Origin of the sequence: Sphingomonas sp., assembly GCF_036402235.1 — a bacterium.
Lineage (GTDB): Bacteria > Pseudomonadota > Alphaproteobacteria > Sphingomonadales > Sphingomonadaceae > Sphingomonas.
On the sequence record NZ_DASWTG010000067.1, the window covers coordinates 25,806 to 46,191 of the forward strand.

The following is a 20,386-nucleotide window of genomic DNA, read 5'->3' on the forward strand; positions in this document are numbered from 1 at the left end:
TGTTGGCCTTGAAACTTGTTTAGCGCTAAATCTTTGCCTTTGCCGGTAACTCTGCGAAAAGGATCGCCATGTCAACCCAGGGGCTAGATCATTGATTTCGATGGAACGCAAAGCGGTGCCGCCGCGAAGGCCGCGCCGATGAGCCAGCGTTCGCGGCGATCGAGCTCGGCGGTCACGATCAGCGACGTCGCGGCGCGCGCCGGCGTGTCGGCGATGACCGTCTCCAACGTGCTCGGCGGCCGCAAGAAGGTTCTGGAGGCCACCCGCGACGCGGTGCACAAGGCGATCGAGGAGCTGGGCTACACCCCCAATGCCGCCGCCCGCGCGCTCGCCAGCGCATCGCAATTGCGCGTCGGCCTGATCTACCGCAATCCGCAGAGCGCGTTCCTGAGCGCCGTGCTCGTCGGCGCGCTCAATGCCTCGACTCGGCTCGGCGCCCAGCTGCTCATCCGCAGCTGCGAGGCCGAGACCGCGGAGTCGACAGCCACCACCCTTCAGGGCCTGATCCGCAGCGGCGCCAATGCCCTGCTGCTCCCGCCGCCCTTCTGCGAGATCATCGACCGCTCCCCCGAGCTGCAGGCGACGGGCATTCCGATGATGGCCCTCTCCTCGGGCCGCGAGCTGACCAACATGCCGGGCGTGCGGGTCGATGACTTCGAGGCGGCGCAGGCGATGACGCTGCGGCTGATCGAGCTCGGCCACCGCCGCATCGCCCTGATCGAAGGGCCGATCCAGCATTATGCGAGCGCGACCCGCCTCGCGGGCTATCGATCGGCACTTCAGCTCGCGGGGATCGGCGAGGACGCCGCGCTGATCGCCAAGGGCGATTTCACCTATGATTCAGGGCTGGTCGCGGCGCAGCGCCTGCTCGACCTCCCGCAGCGCCCGACCGCGATCTTCGCGTTCAACGACGACATCGCCGCTGCGGTGGTTTCCGAGGCCCATCGCCGCGGCATCGTCATTCCGGACCAGCTATCGATAGCTGGCTTCGACGACACGCCGATCGCGGTCAAGATCTGGCCGCCGCTCACCACGGTCCGCCAGCCCATCGTCGAGATCTCCGAGCTTGCCACCCAGCGCCTGGTCGCGGCCCTGCGGCAGCCGCCGGAGGATGGAGGAACCGTCGCCACGGTGCACATCCCGTTCGCGATCGTCGAACGGGAATCGACCAGTCCGCCCAGCCCTGCAGCTGCAATGGAGTAGCGCAATCAGACATCTGGCCCGCCGCGGTTCAGCGGGACAGATCCGGAGATTTGGGACGATGGCGGAGCGGGAGGGATTCGAACCCTCGATACGGTTTTGCCGTATACTCACTTTCCAGGCGAGCGCCTTCGACCACTCGGCCACCGCTCCGCATTGCCAGGAAGGCGCTGCCCTAGTGATTTGCGGCGGGCACCGCAAGCGTTGCGCGCCGCGCGCCGTCGTGTCAGCCTGCGACCCATGCTCACCACCCTCCTCACGATCGCGCTCCAGGCGAGTGCCCAACCCGCCCCGCCGCCGGCCCCCAAGCCTTCGGATCCGTTGCCCGGGGACTGGCGCGCGGTGCCTGCCGACGAGCTGCTGGTGGTGACGCTGGCGGGCGATCGGCGCGTCTATATCCGGCTCGCTGCGCGTTATACGCCGGTGCACGTCGCGAACATCCGCAAGCTCGCCGCGGCGCGCTGGTGGGATGGCGAGAGCGTCTATCGCGTCCACGACAATTATGTCGTGCAATGGGGCGACCCGACCGAGAAGAAGGCGCTGCCGGCGGGCGTCATCGCGCAGCCGCCTGCCGAATATGACTGGCCGCGCTACGACGCGGTGACCAAGCTCTCCCGCACCGATCCCTATTCGACCGCCGCCGGGCACAGCGCCGATGGCTGGCCGCTCGCCACCAACGGCAAGGTCGCGTGGCTCCCGCATTGCTACGGCATGGTCGGCGTCGCGCGCGACATGGCGCCGAGCACGGGGAGCGGCGGCGATCTCTATGCGGTGATCGGGCACGGCCCGCGCCATCTCGACCGCAACATCGCGATCGTCGGGCGCGTGCTGGAGGGGATCGAGCATCTCTCGTCGCTGCCGCGCGGCACCGAGGGAGGGCTTGGCATCTACAAGGACAGGAGCCAGCACGTGCCGATCGTCAGCGTGCGCCTCGCCAGCGAACTGCCCGCCGCCGAACGCCCGCGCTTCGAGTATCGCGCGGCGGACAACCCCCGCTTCGCGGCATGGATGAAGGCGCGCGAGAATCGCGAGCCGCCCTTCTTCAACCTGCCTTCGGGCGGCGCCGATATCTGCAACGTGATGCCGCCGGTGCGCCGCGCACCCTGACGGGGTCAGATCCTGCGGATCAGCGCGCGGGCCTCTGGGCCATAGCCCTTGGCCGGATCGAGCAGGCCACCGTCAAGTGGCGTGAAGCCTTGGTGGCGCCAGAAGCCATGGGCATCGCCGACCGCGATCAGCGCGAGCGTGTCGAGTCCGCTGCGCCGCGCCTCCGCGATGACGATCTCGACCGCGGCGCCCGCCAGGCCGTGCCCGCGCGCCGCCGGCGCGAGCGCGAGGTCGTGGAGATAATAGCAATCCGCCGGCTCGGGCAGCCGCTCCAACGGCACGTCGAGCACCGACGGCGTATCGAAACGGCCCGGATGCGCGATCAGATAGCCGCCGATCCGCTCCTCCCCGATATCGACGACGTGGCAGCCGGCCGGATAGAGGCGGAAACAGGCGCCGAAGACCGCGGCGTTCTCGGGATAGTCGCGATGCACGGCTTCGGCGAGATCGGCCACCTTCGTCACATCCGCCCCGGTCATCGCGCGCCACCGCATGATCCGGCTAGCGTCCGACCCAGTCGGAGACCTGCACCGCGACCTGATTGGCCGCGCGGTTGAGCGCGACGCCGGCGGATGCCGCGTCGATCGCGGCGACGGGGACGCGCGCCTCGAACCGGCGCTTCTCGAAGGTCTGCGGCGCGCGCGCGCCGCCCGGCGCGGCGGGCCGGTCGCGCACCAGCGTCGCGTCGAAGGTCACCACCGCCTCGCTCGTCCCCGCATCGATGCCGAACTGGCGCAGCTCGCCCGAAAGCCGCGCGCCGGGATCGGTCAGCGACTGGCGCAGGCTCAGCACCACGCGGCCAGTGCGCGCCGACACCGTATCGGAGAGCAGCCGCGCGAACAGACGGCTCGGTGCCTCCACCCAATGCGCGTTCTTGAGATAGGCGAGGTCGGTCGCGCTCGAGCGCACGGGCACGCGCGCCACCGCCAGCTCCTGCGGCACGCTGGGCACCATCACCGTGATCGACTTGGCGGTGGCCGAATCGGTGGTCTCGCCTACCGCGACCGGCGTGTCCGCGGTCAGAGTGAGCAGCGAGGGCGGCGCTTCGGCGCCGAACCGGATGCAGCCGCCGAGGAGCAACGGAAGCGCCATCGCGAGGGGAAGTGTCTTCATCGTCGGGCTCACTTCTTCCGGGGTTCATATTCGGGCAGCTTGGGGCCACCGATCAGCGATCCAGCGCCGCCGCGATCGACCTTCTCCGCCACCGATTGCAGCGCGAGCGCCATTTCGCGCAAATCCTGGATCAGCTGGTTGACCTCGGGGATGGTGCGCGTCGAGACCTGATCGAGCCCGGCATCGGCCTTGCCCAGCGTGCGCTCGAGCGCCTTCATGCTGCCGTCGGCCGAAGCGATCGCCTTGCGCAGGTCCGCCATCGCCGGAGCCACCTCACGCGACAATACGCCGTCGGTGGTGTCCGAAAGCTCGCCGATCTGCTGAGCGGCGAAGCCGGCCTGCTTGACCGTGTTGCGCAGCTCGCCGATCGCCAGGCGCAGATCGGGTCCGGCCTTCGCCAGCTCGTCGGTCATGCGGTTGGTGTTGGCGAGAATGCCGGCAATCGACGCCTGGTTGCGATCGGAGAGCAATTCGGTCAGCCGCTCGGTCAGCGTCGAGAGCCGCTCGAGCAGCCGCGGCGCGGTGTTGAGCAGCGCGCCGAGCCCGCCCTGCTTGGTCGGGATCACCGGCACGCCGAGCGGACACACGCTGCGCGGGTTCACCTCGGGGCAGACGATCGGCGGCGCGCCCTTGACCGCGCCGTCGAGCTGGATCTGGCTGACCCCGGTGAAGCCCACGCCCTGGATCGTCGCGGTGGTGCCTTGCAGCACCGGCACTTCCTTGTTCACGCTGATCCGCACGCGCACCAGGCTGGGATCGGGCGGGAACAGCGCGATCTCCTTGACCTGCCCGGCGGGCACGCCGGAGAAGGCGACCGCCGACCCCTTGTTCACGCCATCGACCGCCTGCTTGAAGAAGATGTCGTATTCGTTCTCGGCCGCGGTGTTGAGCCGGGCGAGCCACACGGTGAACAGCGCCAGCACGGCGAGCAGGATCAGCACGACCGCGCCGACCAGCACATGATTTGACCGGGTTTCCATTTACGTCCCCTGTGCCTGTTCGCGATCCGCCGCCGTTTCGGCGCTGCTGACGGCGGCGCGGCCGCGCGGGCCGTTGAAATATTCCTGGATCCACGGATGATCCAACGCGAGAAGCTCTTCAATCGTGCCCACCGCGATCACGCGCTTGTCGGCCAGCACCGCGACGCGGTCGCAGATCGCATAGAGCGTGTCGAGATCATGGGTGATGAGGAACACCGTCAGCCCCAGCGTGCGCTGGAGCGACAAGGTGAGCTCGTCGAACGCCGCAGCGCCGATCGGATCGAGGCCCGCGGTCGGCTCGTCGAGGAACAGCAGCTCGGGATCGAGCGCCAGGCTGCGCGCGAGGCCGGCGCGCTTCTTCATGCCGCCCGAAAGCTCGGCCGGGTATTTGGGGCCGGCGTCGGGCTGCAGCCCGGTCATCACCACCTTGTACGCCGAAATCTCGTCGAGCAGCGCCTGGCCGATGCGCGGATAGAACTCCTTGAGCGGCACCTGCACATTTTCGGCCACGGTCAGGGTCGAGAACAGCGCGCCGCCCTGGAACAGCACGCCCCAGCGCTTGCGCATCTCGATCGCCTCGGCCTCGTCGACGTCGAGCGCGTCCTCGCCGAACACCGCGACCGATCCGGCATCGGGCGCCTGCAGCCCGATGATCGACCGCATCAGCACCGATTTGCCCGTGCCCGATCCGCCGACCACGCCGAGGATCTCGCCCGGGCGCACGTCGAGGTCGAGATCGTCATGCACCACCTGCTCGCCAAAGCTGTTGCGCAGGCCGCGCACGCGGATGATCGCGTCGCCCTCGAAGGTCGGCGCGGTCATCAGTTCCACCCCACTTCGGTGAAGAACACCGCGAAGAAGGCGTCGAGCACGATGACGAGGAAGATCGCCTGCACGACCGCGGTGGTGGTGCGCGTGCCGACCTGCTCGGCGTCGCTCTCCACCTGCATGCCCTGATAGCAGCCGGCGATGGCGATGATCGCGCCGAACACCGGCGCCTTGACCAGCCCGACATAGAGATCGGTGATCGGCACGACCTCGCGGATGCGCTGGACGAAGGTGATCGGCGGGATATCGAGCGAAATCCAGCAGAGCAGCCCGCCGCCGATGATCGCGACGATGGAGGCGTAGAAGCCGAGCAGCGGCAGCATCAGCACCGCGGCGATCACGCGCGGCAGCACCAGCGCCTCCATCGGGTTGACCCCGATGGTGCGCATCGCGTCGATCTCCTCGGTCAGCTTCATCGTGCCGAGCTGCGCGGCGAACGCCGAGCCCGACCGTCCCGCGACCATGATCGCGGTCATCAGGATGCCGAGCTCGCGCAGCGTGATGCGCCCGACCAGGTTGATCGTGAACACCTCGGCGCCGAACTGGCGCAGCTGCACCGCGCCCTGCTGGGCGATGACGATGCCGATCAGGAAGCTCATCAGCCCGATGATGCCGAGCGCGGAGACGCCGACGACCTCGAAGCGGTGGACCGTCGCGTGGAAGCGGAAGCGGCGCGGGTTGAGGATCACCGCGCCGAACGCCATCGTCGTCGCGCCCATGAAGCCGAGCAGGCCGTGCAGCGTCTTGAACGCCTGGATCACCGCCTCGCCCACCTCGGCGAGCAGGCGCCTGAAGGTGCCGGGCGGGGCGAGCGGCATCTCGATCGGCTGATCGGCCTGCGCCACCTGATCGAACAGATGCTGCGAGTCGGCGTTGAGGCCCGAAACGCGGGCGCCGTGATCGCGCGCGAAGCGATGGACCAGCCACGCGCCGACCGTGTCGATCCGGTCGATGCCCGACATGTCGAGCCGGTTCACCGGCGCGTCCAGCGCGGCCAGCCGCTCGGGCAGATCGCCGATCGAGCGCAACGACAGATTGCCGGTGAAGCGGAGCGTGCCGCCATCGGCCGCGTCGTGCTGGAAGTCGGCTGGCGCGCTCATCCGCTCATCCATGGTTTATTCGGGCTGGTACGGCAAGCGCTTGCCTTTACAGATGTTTCGTCCCCGACCCAATCCCGGAAGCGCCGCGAAGGTTCCGATGCGAAGTGTTGCAATTTATGACATGGACAAGACGATCACGCGCAAGGCGACCTGGACGCCGTTCCTGATCCACGCCGCCCTGGCGTGGGCACCGTGGCGGCTGGCATTGCTGCCCGCGGCGGGAATCGCGTCGCTCCTGTATCTCGCCAGGGCGATCGACCGCGCCAGGCTCAAGGAAATCACCCACCGCCTGATGCTTGGCCGCGCCATCCCGCCCGCCGATCTGGAAGCCGTGGCGGAAGCGTTCGCCGACAGCGTCGCGGCGAGCAACCTGTTCGCCGATGCGCGCGCGCGGGTGGAGGCGGATCGCGCCTCGGGCTGGGAGACGGTGCTGGCGACCGCGAGCCACGGCTATTACGCGCGGGCCATCGCCGCACGGCTGGGGATCGCGCAGGTGATCGCGACCGAGGCGCGGCGCGACGCGGACGGCAATGTCCTCGCGGGGCTGGAGGGCGAGAATTGCTACGGCCCGGCCAAGCTGCGGCTGATCGAGGCATGGATGGCGCGCGAGGGAATCGCACGGGGCGACATCCGCGTACGCTTCTACAGCGACCATGTGTCGGACGCGCCGGTGCTGGAATGGGCGGACGAGCCGTTCGCGGTGAACGCCCACGGGCCGCTGCGGCGGCTGGCGGCGGTGCGGGGGTGGACGGTGCTGGACTGGGAGGGGTAAGACGGCACCGGCTCCGCGGAGATCGGCAAGGCGCGAAGTCATACGACGCATATTTCGGACCGCTGCACTGGTACGGACAGGATCAAGATATGATCAAGTATCTAATTGCCCTGTTCCTGCTGACCGTGACGGCAATTCCCACGCACGCATGCAGGGTTCCGAAATACCCACTCAATCCGGCGACGACGAAGTCGGATGTCATCATTGTAGGACGAGTCTTCAACGTTCGCCTGAACGAGCCAATTCAGGGGAAATGGTTCAGCGTTAAGCTGGAAGCCGTGGTCTTAGGAGAGTTTGCCGCGCCCGCCTATGATACCGGATGGCTGACGGGTGGCGGCACCTGCGGGCCGACAGGTCCAGATGTCGATGAAGGCGATCAGGTCGCGATCTATTTTCGTTACCTGGACGGGAAGCGGGTGGAACAAGGTTGGACGAAGATTGCGTCGACAGGCGCGTCGATCAGCGCGAACGAGTCTCCGCCCCAGCCGGAACGCGCCCGCTAGCTTGCGCAGCCGCCGATGGCGCGCACGTCACAGCACCGTGTGCAGCGTGTGGATCGCCAGACCCACCAGCCCGCCCACCAGCGTGCCGTTGATGCGGATATATTGCAGGTCCTGCCCTACCGCATTCTCGAGCCGCCCGGTGATCGTCCGCGCATCCCAGCCACGCACCGTGTCCGACACGAGGCGGACGATGCCGTCGCCATAGTCGGCCGCAGTCCCGACCGCGGCACGCCGGACGAAGCGGTTGATCATGTGCGCGAGCCGCGGGTCGTTCTGCAGCGTGTCGCCCAGCTGGCGCAGCGCATCGCCGAGCTTGCCGGCCAGCGCCGCATCGGGATCGCGCGCGATGCGGAGCAGCGCCGCACGTCCCTGCTCCCACATCCCCTCGATCCAGCGGGCGAGCGCGGGATTGTCGAGCAGGTCGGCCTTGAATTCCTCGACCTTCATCCGCGTCGGGATGTCGAACTGAAGGTCGAAGGCGAGCTTCTCCAGCCCTTCCTCGACCTTGGCGCGCAGCGGATGGCCGGGATCCTCGGCGACGTCGGCGACCAGCTTGTAGAGGCCGTCGATGATCGCATTGGCCAGCGTCTCGTCGAGCCCGGTCCACCGCATGATCGTCCCGGCGCGCTCGTGCACCATCTTGCGGATCAGCGCCTCGTTCTGGTCGACCACCTTGGCGAGCCAGCGAAGGGTGCTGTCCATCAGCGGCGTGTGGCGGCCCTCGGCGATGGCCGCGCCGAGCGCCTGGCCGAGCAGCGGGGCGATGTCGGTCTGGCGCAGGCGGCTGGCGACCGCGCCCTTGATCATCCCGCCGAGCTGCTCCTGATCGAGCGATTCGAGCAGGCTCGCCGCCATGCGCGATGCGCCGCGGCGCAGCCGGCCCGAGGATTCGGGGGGCTGGGCGAGCCACTTGCCCGCCGCGCCCGCGACATCGACGCGGCGCATCCGCCGCGCGACGACCCCCGGCACGAGGAAATTGTCGCGCAGGAAGTTGGCGAGCGCGGTCGCGATCCGGTCCTTGTTGCGCGGGATGATCGCGGTGTGCGGGATCGGCAGGCCGAGCGGGTGGCGGAACAGCGCCGTCACGGCGAACCAGTCGGCGAGGCCGCCGACCATCGCCGCTTCGGCAAAGGCACGGACGAAGCCCGCGGCCGGGTGGAGTGGCTCATAGTGCCGCGCGGCGAGATAGACCGCCGCCATCGCCACCAGCAGGCCGGTGGCGATGAAGCGCATGCGCCGCAGACCCGGCGGCGCGGGTTCGCGGCGGATGCGAGCCGCGAGCGCCCGGCCCGGAATCGCGCGGCCGGAAAGCACACGGGGAGACGGGTTCATGCCCGTAACAATCCCCCCGCGCGCGATTGGTTCACTCGGCAGGCTGGGTTCCCTCCCCGCCCTGATGGCCAAGCCGGCCCTGCTGCTCGATCACCGGCCCCTGCGGCCCGTGCTCGTCGCCGGGCGTATAGGTGAGCAGGCGGCGGCGCAGGCGCGGCCCCATCCACTTCTCGACCCCGATCGCGAGGCTGAAGCTCGCCGGGACGATCAGCAGCGTCAGGATGGTCGACAGGATCAGGCCGCCGATCACGGTGACGCCCATCGGCGCGCGCCACGCGGCGTCGCCCGACAGCGCGACCGCGGTCGGGACCATGCCCGCGACCATCGCCACCGTGGTCATCACGATCGGCTGGGCGCGCTTGTGCCCGGCGTCGGCGATCGCGGTCATCTTGTCGACGCCCTTCTCCATCTCCTCGATCGCAAAGTCGATCAGCAGGATCGAGTTCTTGGCGACGATGCCGAGCAGCATCAGGATGCCGATATAGACCGGCATCGAGATCGGCTGCCCCGCGATCCACAGCGCCACCAGCCCGCCCAGCGGCGCAAGCAGCAGCGATCCCATGTTGACCAGCGGCGAGACGAAGCGGCGGTAGAGCAGCACCAGCACCGCGAAGACGAGGAAGATGCCCGCCACCACCGCGATGATGAAGTTCTGGATCATCTCCGCCTGCCACTTGGCCGAGCCGACGGTGAGCTTGCCCACGCCGAGCGGCAGGTTCTTCATCGCCGGCAGCAGGTCGATCTGCTTGAGCGCATCGCCGCTGACCACGCCGGGCGCGAGATCGGCGCCGATCATGATGCGGCGCTGCTTGTTGATGCGGTCGATCCGCGTCGGGCCGGCGCCGAACCCGATATCGGCGACCAGGCTGAGCGGCACCGAGCCGCCGGCCTGGGTCTGGACGGGCAGGTTCTGGATCGTCGAGAGCTTGGCGCGGGCGTCTTCCTCGAGCGCGACGCGGATCGGGATCTGGCGATCCGAGAGCGAGAAGCGCGCGCTGTTCTGATCGATGTCGCCCAGCGTTGCGATGCGGATCGCACTTGAGAGCGCCATGGTGGTGACGCCGAGATTGGCGGCAAGGTCCATGCGCGGGCGGATGACGATCTCGGGCCGCTGGAGATCGCCCGAGATGCGCGGGGCGACCACCGATTTGAGGCCCTCCATCTCCTCGACGATCTTCTGCGCGGTGCGGGTGAGCAGCGCCGGATCCTCGCCGCCCAGCGTGATCGTCAGCGCACGGCCCGACCCGCCCCAGCCCTGCTGGTTGCGGAACGAGACGCGCGCGTCGGGGATGGCGGCGAGCGCGGGCGTCATGCGGCGCTCGAACTCGTCGCTCTTGAAATCGCGCTTGTCCGCCAGCATCGCGGTGACGCGGCCATTGCCGACGAAGGCGCGCGAATAGGTGTTCTCGACCCCTTCCTGCGCGGCAAGCAGGTCGCGGACGCGATCGACCACCACCTTGGTCTGCTGGAGCGTGGTGCCGGGCACCATCTCGATCGTCGCGGTCACCGCATCCTGATCGAGGTTGGGCTGGAAGGTCTTGGGCAGCACCGCGAAGAAATAGACGGTGAGCGCGAGCGAGACGATGCCGCCGACGATCGCCGACCAGCGATGGCGCAGCGTCCAGTGCAGGACCTTCATATACTGGTCCATCATCCACCCTTCGCCATGGGTGGCGTGGCCCTTCGCCTTGAGGAAATAGGCCGCGATCATCGGCGAGATGAGGCGCGCGACGGCAAGGCTCATCAGCACCGCCGCGACGACGGTGAGGCCGAAATTCTTGAAGAACTGGCCCGAGATGCCCGGCATCATGCCAACGGGCAGGAACACCGCGACGATCGACATGGTGGTCGCGACCACCGCGACGCCGATCTCGTCGGCCGCATCGATCGATGCCTGGTACGCCGTCTTGCCCATGCGCATGTGGCGGACGATGTTCTCGATCTCCACGATCGCGTCGTCGACCAGCACGCCCGCCACCAGGCTGAGCGCGAGCAACGTCATCTGGTTGAGGTTGAAGCCGAGCAGCTCCATGAAGAAGAAGGTCGGGATCGCCGACAGCGGAATCGCCAGCGCCGAGATCAGCGTGGCGCGCCAGTCGCGCAGGAACAGGAACACCACGATCACCGCGAGGACCGATCCCTCGATCAAAGCGGCGAGCGCGGATTCATACTGGCTCTCGGCATATTCGGTGTTGTTGAACAGCACCTCGAAGCGGACCTTGGGGTTGCGCTTCTGGAGCTCCTTGAGCTTCTCCTCGGCGGCGTGGAACACCGCGACGTCGGACGCGCCCTTGCCGCGCTTGATGTCGAAGGCGAGCACCTGGTTGCCGTTCCATTCGGCATTGCTGCGCAATTCGGCATAGAGGTCCTTGACCTGCGCGATGTCGGACAGGCGCACGGTGCGGCCGCCCCCGATCGCGATCTGGGTCTGGCCGAGCGCGTGCGCATTGGCCGCGTTGCCGAGCACGCGCACCGACTGCTCGGTCCCCGAAATCTCGGCGCGCCCGCCCGCGGCGTTCAGGTTCACCTGGCGCAGCTGCTGGTTCACCTGGCTCGCGGTCAGGCCGTAGGACTGGACCTTGGCAGGATCGAGGATGATGCGGATCTCGCGGTTCACGCCGCCGACGCGGTCGACCGCGGTGAGGCCGGAGACCGACAGCAGCTCCTTCGCCACCGCATTGTCGACATACCAGGACAGCTCCTCCATCGTCATGTCGGTGGCGATGGCGGTGAAGCTGGCGATGTCGTTGTCGGTGGTGTTGGCGCGGAACACCTGCGGCTCGAGGATGCCGTCGGGCAGGTCGCCGCGGATCTGGTTGATCGCCTCGCGCACATCGTTGACCGCGCGGTCGATCGGCGTGCCGATATCGAGCTGAATGATCGTGACCGAGCTACCCTCGGTCACGTTCGATTCGATCTGGTCGATGCCCTGCAGCGCGCGAACCGCGGATTCGACGCGCTGGGTGATCTGCGTCTCGAGCTCGGTCGGCGCCGCGCCCGGCTGGCTGATCGTGACGATCGCGATCGGGAAATCGATGTCCGGATCGTTGTTCACGTCCATGCGGAAGAAGCTGACGAAGCCCGCGATCGTGAGCGCGATGAACAGCACGATGGGCGGAACCGGGTTCCGGATCGACCAGGCCGAGATGTTGCGAAAGCCCATGACTCTAGTCCTTACGCTCGCGTCACCGCTGCTGCTGCTTGATGAGGTTCGGCTTCACCTTCTGCCCCGGATTGAGGAACGCGCCGGCGGTCAGCACCACGCGCTCGGTGCCGTTGAGGCCGCTGGTGATCGCCACGCCCGCATCGGAAACGTCGCCGGTGGTGATCGGGCGGCGCTCGGCCTCGTCCTTGGCGTTCAGGACATAGACGAAATTGCCCTTGGTGTCGCTCTGGATCGCCGATTGCGGCAGCATCGGCGCGACCTGCCCGCCCGAATGGATGTTCGCGCTGGCGAAACCGCCGGGGCGCAGCGCCTTGTTATAGGTCAGCGCCACGCGGGCGATGCCCTGGCGGGTCTGCGGATCGATCACCGGCGATACCTGCCACACCTGACCGGCGAAACGCTCGCTCGTGCCGACCGGCGTCACTTCGGCGCGTGCGCCCACGGGCACGCGCTGCAGATCCGCTTCGCTCAGCTGCACCCGCATCTCGAACTGCCCGCCCTGCGCGACGCGGAACAAGGTGCCCGAGCCCGAGCTGACGATCTGGCCAGGCTCGACCGCGCGGGTCAGGACAAGGCCGGCGGCGGGCGAGCGGATATCGAGCCGGCGGTTGCGCGCGGCGGTTTCCGAATGCTGCGCCTGCGCGACGCGGACGCGCGCCGCCGCGGCATCGCGGGTCGCGGTCCTGCGATCGACATCGGCCTTCGAGATGAAGCCGCGCCCGACCAGCTGCTTGGCGCGCTCGAGCTCGGCCTGAGCAAGCTCCAGATCGGCCTGCGCGACGCGAATGCTCGCCGCTTGCGACTGGGCGGTCTGCGTCTGGACCGAGCGGTCGACCGTCGCCAGCACCTGGCCGGCGGCGACCCAATCGCCCGGCTCGACCAGCACGCGCGTGACCTCGCCGCCCTCGCCCGCGACGCCGACCGGCATCTCGCGCCGCGCGGCGAGCGAGCCCGTTCCGGTGATCACGCGATCAATCTCCTGGCGCCCCGGCACGGCGACGCTCACGACCGGAAGCTGCCGTCCGCCGCCCTCGCCCGGCGTGCCGCCGGCTGCCGCCTTCTCACCGTCAGCGGCGCCCGAGGCGAAAGCGAACCATGCCGCGACAAGCACCGCGACCGCGATCAGCCCGCCGATGATCCACCAGCGCCGACGCGACCGGCCCTCCCCTTCGCCGGCGATCGCCAGCTGCTCGTCCCTGCCAAACATCCGTGCCTCATAGTTCATGCGCGACCCCTTCCCCGGCCATAGACGGCCTGCGCGGGCCATTTCCGTCGCGCTGTATTATCTGAATAAATCACCGGCCTCAAGAGCCGTCGTCACCCACCCCGGATCCGTGCGCAACACCTGCCCGTTTTCGTCTTGTTCCGCAAGGGGACAGGCCGTGAATCCATGCTGCGCCGCACGGTCGAATCGGGGTTTGCAGCGCCGCCATCCTCAGGCAAGTTCCCGCGCGGTTTTCCTGACGGAAACCGCAGAACAGGAGGAAAGCATGCCCGACGGTATTATCGGTTGGATCCTCATCGGCCTGGTCGCAGGCGCACTCGGCAAGCTGATCATGCCCGGCAAGGATCCGGGCGGCATCATCGTTACCATCCTGATCGGTATCGCGGGCGCACTGCTCGCCGCTTTCATCGCGCCGGCCATCGGCATCAGCCTGACCGGCAAGTTCGCCAGCTACATCGCCGCCACGATCGGCGCGGTCGTGCTGCTCGCGCTGTATCGCGTCGTCATCGCCCGCCGGGCGGCCTGATTACGGATTCGCCTTTCCGGGTCCGTTCAGCTTTCGTTGTCCCGCCACGACTTAGCCCGGCGGGACAACAAGCTGGAAAGGCCTTATTGAATGGTTCGATTGCTGACCCTCGCTGCGGCCGCCGCCGCGCTCCCCCTGACCGCCGCCGCCCAGGTCGCGGCGCCGGGTGTGCCCGTGCCTGAGGGTACGCTGCTCGATGTGGTCGCCGAGGGCGAGGCTAGCCGCGTTCCCGATATCGCGACGATCCGCGCGGGCGTGGTGACCCAGGCGCCGACCGCCGCCGCCGCGCTCGCCGCCAACGCCACGCAGATGAAGAGCGTGCTCGCCGCGCTCAAGGCGGCGGGCGTCGCCGAGCGCGACGTGCAGACCGCGACGATCTCGCTCAACCCGCAATATCGCTATGCCGAGAACCAGCCGCCGGTGATCACCGGCTATCAGGCGTCGAACAGCGTCGCGGTCAAGTTCCGCGATATCGCGCGGAGCGGCAGCATCCTCGACGCGCTGGTCAAGCAGGGCGCCAATCAGATCGACGGGCCGAACCTGTCGATCGACCAGCTCGAGGCCGCGCAGGACGAGGCGCGCACCGACGCGGTCAAGCGCGCACGTGCCCGCGCCGATCTCTATGCCCGGGCGCTGGGGATGCGGGTCGAGCGGCTGGTCTCGCTGAGCGAGGCGCTCGACGGCGGCGGACCCGGCCCGGTGCCGGTGATGATGGCGCGGATGGAAGCCAAGGATTCGACTCAGGTCGTGCCCGGCGAGCAGCGCGTCGGCGTCACCATCCGCGTGCGCTTCCTGCTCAAGTAAAACGAAGAGGGCCGCTCCTCACGGGGGCGGCCCGTTGGTTCTTGCAGATTGCGGCGCCGGCCCGCTCCCCCACCCAACGACAGTGTATTCTTTGGGTGGCCGGGTGAGCGAGCGAGCCGGCGCCCCCTCCAAATGAACGCTCAGCGCACCGATCCGCGGCGCACCAGATTGACGATCGCCAGCAGGATGATCGCGCCGAGCAGCGATACTACGAAGCTGTACACCGACAGCCCCTGGTTGATCGATCCGCCGCTGAAGATCAGCCCGCCGATGAACGCGCCGACGATGCCGACGACGATATTCAGCAGGATGCCCTGCTGCGCGTCGGTCCGCATCACCAGGCTGGCGAGCCAGCCGACGACGCCGCCGATCACGAGCCACACGATGATTCCGACGAGGTCCATGATTTCCTCCATCCTTGCGCCCGCCTCGCGGCGGAGCCTGTGGAGGAAGAGACTCGCGACGCTCCGAAATGGTTCCGCCCGCGTTCTGAGACGGGCGCAGCCGGAAAATGGGTCCGCCCGCGCTTTGGGGGCGCGGGCGGTGGGAGAAACCGGAATTCAGAAGGAAGGAGATCAGTATTTCTGCTGCCGCTCGTAGAGCGAGCGGTAGTGCTGGATGCGCGTCACGCGCAGGCCGGGCATGCCCGAGCGATCGATCGCGCGCTGCCAGCCGGCAAATTCCTCGACGGTGAGACCGTAGCGGTCGCACACCTCATCGACCGTGAGCAGCCCGCCATTGACGGCCGCGACCACCTCCGCCTTGCGGCGGACCACCCAGCGGGTCGTTTCGGGCGGCGGCAGCGTGTCGAGCGTCAGCGGCTCGCCAAGCGGTCCGATCACCTTTGCCGGGCGGATCTTCTGGTTTTCAATCATTACCTACCTCGATCAGGGCGGGGGGTCCCCGTCTTTGTTCTGTAACGACCATAGTCGTTCCGGCTTGAGCATCGGCTAAGCGGCACGGTAAACGCCGCCTTCATTGCTGTTGCCAGCCGGTTAGCGCGGTATTTGACGAAGCCGCACCGGCGCCGCCTGTCAGCGAAACTTCCATGGCGCGGTTGAACGCACCATGCGCCGGAGCGAGCAGCGCACCGGCCGGCACGGGCCGGTCGAGCATTGCCTGAAGCTGCGCAGTGGGACTCGCCGCCTGACGCGCAGCGATGCCGACCATCAGCACCGCGAGTTCGGTGGGGATGGCGGTCATCACCGCAGTGTCCCGGTCGAATCGGAAGCTCAGGTCCACTGAACGCTACTCACCTTGAGGTCGAATCCACCCATTTTGGATAAGCCCGAAGGTTGAAGGGGGAGTAAACGCCGGCGGTTTTTTGCATCCGGCTCCCCAAATCCCTATGTGGCGGCGCGATGACCGGACCCGATTTTCAGTTGAATGGACCGCTTGGGAAGCGCCGGATCGTCGTCGCCATGTCGGGCGGCGTCGATTCCTCGGTGGTGGCCGCGCTCGCCGCGCGCACCGGCGCGGAGACGATCGGCGTGACGCTCCAGCTCTACGACCATGGCGAGGCCACGGGGCGCTCGGGCAGCTGCTGTGCGGGCCGGGACATCCGCGACGCGCGCGCGGTGTGCGACCGGCTCGGCATCGCGCATTATGTGTTCGATCACGAGAGCAGCTTCCGCGAGCAGGTGATCGACGATTTCGCCGACGAGTATCTCGCCGGGCGCACGCCGATCCCGTGCGTCAAGTGCAACATGGGTCCCAAGTTCACCGATCTGTTCGCGCTCGCCCGCGATCTCGGCGCCGATTGCCTCGCCACCGGCCATTATGTGCAGCGGGTGATCGGGCCGGAGGGGCCGGAGCTGCACAGGGGCGCCGATCCGGCACGCGATCAGAGCTACTTCCTGTTCGCCACCACGCGCGACCAGCTCGATTTCCTGCGCTTCCCGCTCGGCGCGATGCCCAAGAGCCGGGTGCGCGAGATCGCGGCCGAGATCGGCCTTGGCGTCGCCGCCAAGCCCGACAGCCAGGACATCTGCTTCGTCCCCGACCGCGACTATGCCGGGCTGGTGAAGAAGCTGCGGCCCGAGGCGGACACCGCCGGCGAGATCGTCGACGAGGCCGGGAATGTGCTCGGCGAGCATCGCGGCCTGATCCACTTCACCGTCGGTCAGCGCCGCGGGCTCGAGATCGGCGGCAGCCCCGAGCCGCTCTACGTCATCCGACTCGATCCCAAGCGACGCGAAGTGGTGGTCGGCCCCAAGGCCGCGCTCGCCGTCCGCACCGCGCGGATCGAGGGGGTGAACTGGCTCGGCGGCGGCTATGACGGCCCGATGACCGCCAAGGTCCGCTCGATGGCGAAACCCGCTCCGGTGCGGCTGGTGGATGGCCGCGTGGTGTTCGAGGCGCCCGAATATGGCGTCGCCCCCGGCCAGGCTGCGGTGCTCTACGCCGGCGAGCGCGTGCTCGGCGGCGGGTGGATCCGCGAGACCGAGCGCGCGGAGCTGGCCACGGCCTGAGGCGTCACGATCAAGCTTGTTGACTCAGTCAACATCCGATAATGTTGACTGAGTCAACACTATCGGATGGCGGGGTCATGATGAGCAACGATGCGGCGGACGTGGCGACCCTGCGCGCCTTCAACCGCACCTATACCCGGCGGCTCGGCCTGCTCGAGGCGCATCTCGACAAGAGCCCGTTCACGCTCAGCGAGGCGCGGATCCTCTACGAGCTGGCGCACCGCACCGATCCGACCGGGGCAGAGATAGCCCGCGCGCTCGATCTCGACCCGGCGCAGATCAGCCGCACGCTCAAGCGCTTCGCCGCGCGCGGCCTGATCGCGGCGCGCGAGGATCCCGGGCATGGCCGCCACCAGTTGCTGGCGCTCACGGCCGAAGGCCGGGCGGTGTTCGCTGCGCTGGAGTCCGGGACCAAAACCGCAATCAGCACGCTGCTCGACGGCCTGCCGCCCTTCCGGCGCGAAGGCCTGCTGGCCGCCGCGCGGGCGATCACCCGCATCTTCGAGGATGAAGCCCCGCCGCGCCCCGTGCTCCGTGGCTTGCGGCCGGGCGACCTAGGCCGGGTGATCGCGCGCCAGGCGATCCTCTATGCCGACGAATATGGCTGGAACAGCGAGTATGAGGCGCTGGTCGCGCGCATTCTCGCCGATTTCGACCGGTCTTTTGACCCGGCGCGCGAGGCGGCATGGATCGCCGATATCGACGGGCGGATCGCCGGCTCGATCTTCCTCGTCCGCGGGGATGCGCCCGATGCCGGCAAGCTGCGCCTGCTCTACGTCGAACCGGCGGCGCGCGGGGCGGGCGTCGGCAAGCTGCTGGTCGCGGCGTGCATCGCGCGGGCGCGAGAGGTTGGCTATGCCCGGCTCGATCTGTGGACCAACAGCGTCCTCGCCGCCGCGCGCCACATCTACGAGCAGGCCGGCTTCAGGCTAATCGACGAGGCGCCGCACCGCTCGTTCGGCAAGGACCTTGTCGGCCAGACCTGGTCGCTGGCGCTGTAGCGCCTCGCGTCAGCCCTGCCGCTCCAGGAATGTCGCGATCACCTCGCGCCGCACGCGGAAGCCGAGTTTCTCGTAGAGCGAGATCGCGCCGGCGTTGCTGGCATAGCTGTGCAGGAACGGCGTCTCGCCGCGTGCGACGATCCGCGCCATCACCACCCGCATCAGCTTGCCCGCAAGCCCGCGGCCGCGCCAGTCGGGATGGGTGCACACCGCGCTGACCTCGGTCAGCCCCGGCGCGCGCATCCGCTCGCCCGACATCGCGACCAGCCGGCCACCGTCGCGCACGCCGATGAACTCGCCCAGCCGGTGCGTCGCCTCGACGAACGGCCCCGGCTCGGTCAGCGTCGCCAGCGCGAGCATCTCGGGCGCGTCGGCGTCGCCCAGGTCGAGATAGTCGACCGGCTCGGCCGGGACCGGGCGCTCCAGCACCATCTGCGCCAGCAACGCCTGCTTCACCACCGTCAGGCCCGGCGGCACCGGCGTCTCGGCACCCTCGACCGTTGCGATCCGGCCCCCCGGCGGCACCAGCGCGGCAAGCGCCGCCAGCGCCGCAGGCGAATCGTCGGCGGCCGCGGCGAGGATGTTGATCTCGGGCCGGTAGCGCAGCGCGCGCGCATCGCCCGCGGCGAAGCCGGCCTGGCGCCCGGTCAACGCGGTCCATACCGGCCGGTCGAGCGGATGCGGGGCAACGGGCATCATGATTCCCTGAGCTGTTCGATCTCGTCGGCCTCGCGCAGTTCGTCGCCGGGATGATCGACATGCCCCGCAGGATCGACATGGATCAGGATCTCGGTGCCCGGAAACTCGGCTTCAAGCCGCGCCTCGAGCTTTTCGACCAGCGCATGCGCGTCGGCGACCGAGGTCGTGCCGGGAAGCGCGATATGGAATTGCGCGAAGTCCTGCGACCCGCTGGTGCGCGTGCGCAGGTCGTGCAGGCTTTCGAGGCCCGGCTCGCGCGCCGCGACCTCAACGAAGGCGCGGCGCTTCTGGTCGGGCCATTCGCGGTCCATCAGCTGCCCGATCGCCTCGCTCGCACCGCGCCACGCACCCCAGAGCAGCCATAGCGCAATGGCGATGCCGAACAGCGGATCGGCGCCGGCGAACGCCAGATATTGCTCGCTCACCAATGCCGCGATCACCCCGGCATTGAGCAGCAGGTCGGACTGATAATGGAGCCGGTCGGTCTTGATCGCCACCGATCCCGTCGCGGCGATCGCGCGGCGCTGATAGGCGGTGAGCAGCAGCGTCACGACGATCGCCGCGATCGATACCGCGATCCCGTACCCCGCGTCGGCCGCGACATCGCCCGCGGCGAGCCGCTGCGCCGCGCGGACCGCGATCAGGCAGGCGGAGACCGAGATCAGCGCGACCTGGAACAGCGCCGCCAGCGCTTCCGCCTTGCCATGGCCGAAGCGATGCTCGGCGTCGGCGGGCTGCGCCGCGATATGGACGCCGGCCAGCGTCACCAGCGAAGCGACGAGATCGAGCAGGCTGTCGGCGAGGCTGGCGAGCATCGCCACCGATCCCGTCCGCCACGCCGCCCATGCCTTGAGCGCGCCGAGCAGGATCGCTGCGCAGACGCTGGCCAGGGCGGCACGGCGGGCGAGGTTCACGGGTACAGCAAGCCTTCGTCCCACCCGTCTGCAGAGCGGGTGAAGACGCGGCGCTCGTGCAGCCGGTGCTCGCGATCCTGCCAGAATTCGATTCGCTCGGGCGTCACGCGATAGCCGCCCCAATGCGGCGGGCGCGGCACGGCCTGCCCCTCGAACCGTGCGCGCATCGCTTCGTAGCGCGCCTCGAACGTCGCACGATCGGCAAGCGGCCGCGATTGGTCGCTCGCCCAGGCGCCGAGCTGCGAATCGCGGCTGCGGCTGGCGAAATAGGCGTCGGACTCGGCGTCGCCGGCAAGGCTGACCGGGCCCTCGATCCGGATCTGCCGCCGCAGCGACTTCCAGTGGAACAGCAGCGCCGCCCTGGGCACCGCTGCCAGCTCGCCGGCCTTGCGGCTTTCGCGGTTGGTATAGAAGACGAAGCCGTCCGGGCCATGGCCCTTCAGCAGCACCATGCGCAGCGAAGGCTGCCCAGCCGCATCGACCGTTGCCAGCGCCACCGCGTTGGAATCGTTGGGTTCGGTGGTGCGCGCTTCGGCGAACCATAGGTCGAACAGGGCGAAGGGGTCGGTCGTCATGCGCCCGCCCATACCGCTTCACGCCGCACATAAAAAGGCGCCGGCCGGGCCAGGGCCCGAACCGGCGCAC

At 68.6% G+C, this 20,386-nt stretch carries 22 protein-coding genes and 1 tRNA gene; 8 read left to right on the plus strand and 15 right to left on the minus strand.

Annotated features, from left to right (window positions below; translation table 11 throughout):
• The first annotated feature begins 138 nt into the window (after positions 1–138).
• Positions 139–1,203 carry a LacI family DNA-binding transcriptional regulator gene (locus VGD28_RS13645; RefSeq protein WP_331028897.1) on the plus strand — a complete coding sequence of 355 codons (1,065 nt, stop codon included), beginning with the start codon at positions 139–141 and terminating at the stop codon, positions 1,201–1,203.
• Between the two features lie 59 nt (positions 1,204–1,262).
• Here VGD28_RS13645 and VGD28_RS13650 read toward each other — a convergent pair.
• Positions 1,263–1,353 (minus strand) — tRNA-Ser (locus VGD28_RS13650).
• A gap of 87 nt (positions 1,354–1,440) precedes the next feature.
• On the opposite strand from VGD28_RS13650, the gene VGD28_RS13655 reads away from it, so the two are divergent.
• Positions 1,441–2,307: a peptidylprolyl isomerase gene (locus VGD28_RS13655; protein ID WP_331028898.1), complete on the plus strand. Its 867-nt coding sequence runs from the start codon at positions 1,441–1,443 to the stop codon at positions 2,305–2,307.
• Between the two features lie 5 nt (positions 2,308–2,312).
• Here the strand turns inward: VGD28_RS13655 and VGD28_RS13660 are convergent, their stop codons facing one another.
• The 5 genes from VGD28_RS13660 to VGD28_RS13680 are packed head-to-tail and all read right to left on the minus strand — an operon-like array spanning position 2,313 to position 6,328.
• Positions 2,313–2,786: a GNAT family N-acetyltransferase gene (locus tag VGD28_RS13660; protein ID WP_331028899.1), complete on the minus strand. Its 474-nt coding sequence runs from the start codon at positions 2,784–2,786 to the stop codon at positions 2,313–2,315.
• 22 nt (positions 2,787–2,808) lie between these two features.
• Positions 2,809–3,420 carry an ABC-type transport auxiliary lipoprotein family protein gene (locus tag VGD28_RS13665; protein ID WP_331028900.1) on the minus strand — a complete coding sequence of 204 codons (612 nt, stop codon included), beginning with the start codon at positions 3,418–3,420 and terminating at the stop codon, positions 2,809–2,811.
• Between the two features lie 8 nt (positions 3,421–3,428).
• Entirely contained in the window at positions 3,429–4,400 is a 972-nt protein-coding gene (locus tag VGD28_RS13670; RefSeq protein WP_331028901.1) for an MlaD family protein, read from the minus strand.
• Positions 4,401–5,222, minus strand: a complete 822-nt coding sequence (locus VGD28_RS13675) for an ABC transporter ATP-binding protein (RefSeq protein ID WP_331028902.1) — start codon at positions 5,220–5,222, stop codon at positions 4,401–4,403.
• Positions 5,222–6,328: an ABC transporter permease gene (locus tag VGD28_RS13680; RefSeq protein ID WP_331028903.1), complete on the minus strand. Its 1,107-nt coding sequence runs from the start codon at positions 6,326–6,328 to the stop codon at positions 5,222–5,224. Before VGD28_RS13680 ends, VGD28_RS13675 begins: the two co-directional genes overlap by 1 nt.
• A gap of 97 nt (positions 6,329–6,425) precedes the next feature.
• Between VGD28_RS13680 and VGD28_RS13685 the strand changes: the two genes are divergently transcribed.
• Positions 6,426–7,100, plus strand: coding sequence for an HAD-IB family hydrolase (locus VGD28_RS13685; RefSeq protein WP_331028904.1), 675 nt, complete (start codon positions 6,426–6,428; stop codon positions 7,098–7,100).
• A gap of 89 nt (positions 7,101–7,189) precedes the next feature.
• A complete protein-coding gene (locus tag VGD28_RS13690; protein ID WP_331028905.1) occupies positions 7,190–7,603 on the plus strand; it encodes a hypothetical protein in 414 nt (137 codons plus the stop codon).
• Positions 7,604–7,630: 27 nt separating this feature from the next.
• Here the strand turns inward: VGD28_RS13690 and VGD28_RS13695 are convergent, their stop codons facing one another.
• The 3 genes from VGD28_RS13695 to VGD28_RS13705 form a co-directional block, all read right to left on the minus strand.
• Positions 7,631–8,836: a DUF445 domain-containing protein gene (locus VGD28_RS13695; RefSeq protein WP_331028930.1), complete on the minus strand. Its 1,206-nt coding sequence runs from the start codon at positions 8,834–8,836 to the stop codon at positions 7,631–7,633.
• Between the two features lie 130 nt (positions 8,837–8,966).
• Positions 8,967–12,098: an efflux RND transporter permease subunit gene (locus tag VGD28_RS13700; protein WP_331028906.1), complete on the minus strand. Its 3,132-nt coding sequence runs from the start codon at positions 12,096–12,098 to the stop codon at positions 8,967–8,969.
• A gap of 22 nt (positions 12,099–12,120) precedes the next feature.
• The gene (locus tag VGD28_RS13705) at positions 12,121–13,326 is read right to left on the minus strand and encodes an efflux RND transporter periplasmic adaptor subunit (RefSeq protein ID WP_331028907.1); all 1,206 of its coding nucleotides are present in this window, start codon (positions 13,324–13,326) and stop codon (positions 12,121–12,123) included.
• A gap of 265 nt (positions 13,327–13,591) precedes the next feature.
• Here VGD28_RS13705 and VGD28_RS13710 point away from each other — a divergent pair, with 265 nt between their 5' ends.
• Both VGD28_RS13710 and VGD28_RS13715 read left to right on the plus strand, forming a co-directional pair.
• Positions 13,592–13,852, plus strand: a complete 261-nt coding sequence (locus tag VGD28_RS13710) for a GlsB/YeaQ/YmgE family stress response membrane protein (protein ID WP_066578862.1) — start codon at positions 13,592–13,594, stop codon at positions 13,850–13,852.
• Between the two features lie 90 nt (positions 13,853–13,942).
• Positions 13,943–14,656, plus strand: a complete 714-nt coding sequence (locus VGD28_RS13715; RefSeq protein ID WP_331028908.1) for an SIMPL domain-containing protein — start codon at positions 13,943–13,945, stop codon at positions 14,654–14,656.
• 140 nt (positions 14,657–14,796) lie between these two features.
• On the opposite strand, the gene VGD28_RS13720 is transcribed toward VGD28_RS13715, so the two are convergent.
• From VGD28_RS13720 to VGD28_RS13730, 3 genes are all read right to left on the minus strand, one after another.
• On the minus strand, positions 14,797–15,060 hold the full coding sequence (locus VGD28_RS13720; RefSeq protein ID WP_331028909.1) for a GlsB/YeaQ/YmgE family stress response membrane protein: 264 nt from the start codon (positions 15,058–15,060) through the stop codon (positions 14,797–14,799).
• Between the two features lie 171 nt (positions 15,061–15,231).
• Positions 15,232–15,531: a DUF1153 domain-containing protein gene (locus VGD28_RS13725; RefSeq protein ID WP_066578869.1), complete on the minus strand. Its 300-nt coding sequence runs from the start codon at positions 15,529–15,531 to the stop codon at positions 15,232–15,234.
• A gap of 100 nt (positions 15,532–15,631) precedes the next feature.
• A complete protein-coding gene (locus tag VGD28_RS13730; RefSeq protein ID WP_331028910.1) occupies positions 15,632–15,859 on the minus strand; it encodes a hypothetical protein in 228 nt (75 codons plus the stop codon).
• Positions 15,860–16,017: 158 nt separating this feature from the next.
• Between VGD28_RS13730 and mnmA the strand changes: the two genes are divergently transcribed.
• Positions 16,018–17,127, plus strand: a complete 1,110-nt coding sequence (gene mnmA, locus VGD28_RS13735) for a tRNA 2-thiouridine(34) synthase MnmA (protein WP_331028911.1) — start codon at positions 16,018–16,020, stop codon at positions 17,125–17,127.
• A 77-nt stretch (positions 17,128–17,204) separates the two neighbouring features.
• Positions 17,205–18,128, plus strand: coding sequence for a helix-turn-helix domain-containing GNAT family N-acetyltransferase (locus VGD28_RS13740; RefSeq protein WP_331028912.1), 924 nt, complete (start codon positions 17,205–17,207; stop codon positions 18,126–18,128).
• 9 nt (positions 18,129–18,137) lie between these two features.
• Here the strand turns inward: VGD28_RS13740 and VGD28_RS13745 are convergent, their stop codons facing one another.
• The 3 genes from VGD28_RS13745 to pdxH are packed head-to-tail and all read right to left on the minus strand — an operon-like array spanning position 18,138 to position 20,316.
• Positions 18,138–18,824, minus strand: coding sequence for a GNAT family N-acetyltransferase (locus VGD28_RS13745; RefSeq protein WP_331028913.1), 687 nt, complete (start codon positions 18,822–18,824; stop codon positions 18,138–18,140).
• A complete protein-coding gene (locus VGD28_RS13750) occupies positions 18,824–19,741 on the minus strand; it encodes a cation diffusion facilitator family transporter (protein WP_331028914.1) in 918 nt (305 codons plus the stop codon). The genes VGD28_RS13745 and VGD28_RS13750 overlap by 1 nt, the downstream gene beginning before the upstream one ends.
• On the minus strand, positions 19,738–20,316 hold the full coding sequence (gene pdxH, locus VGD28_RS13755; protein ID WP_331028915.1) for a pyridoxamine 5'-phosphate oxidase: 579 nt from the start codon (positions 20,314–20,316) through the stop codon (positions 19,738–19,740). The genes VGD28_RS13750 and pdxH overlap by 4 nt, the downstream gene beginning before the upstream one ends.
• Positions 20,317–20,386: the final 70 nt, after the last annotated feature.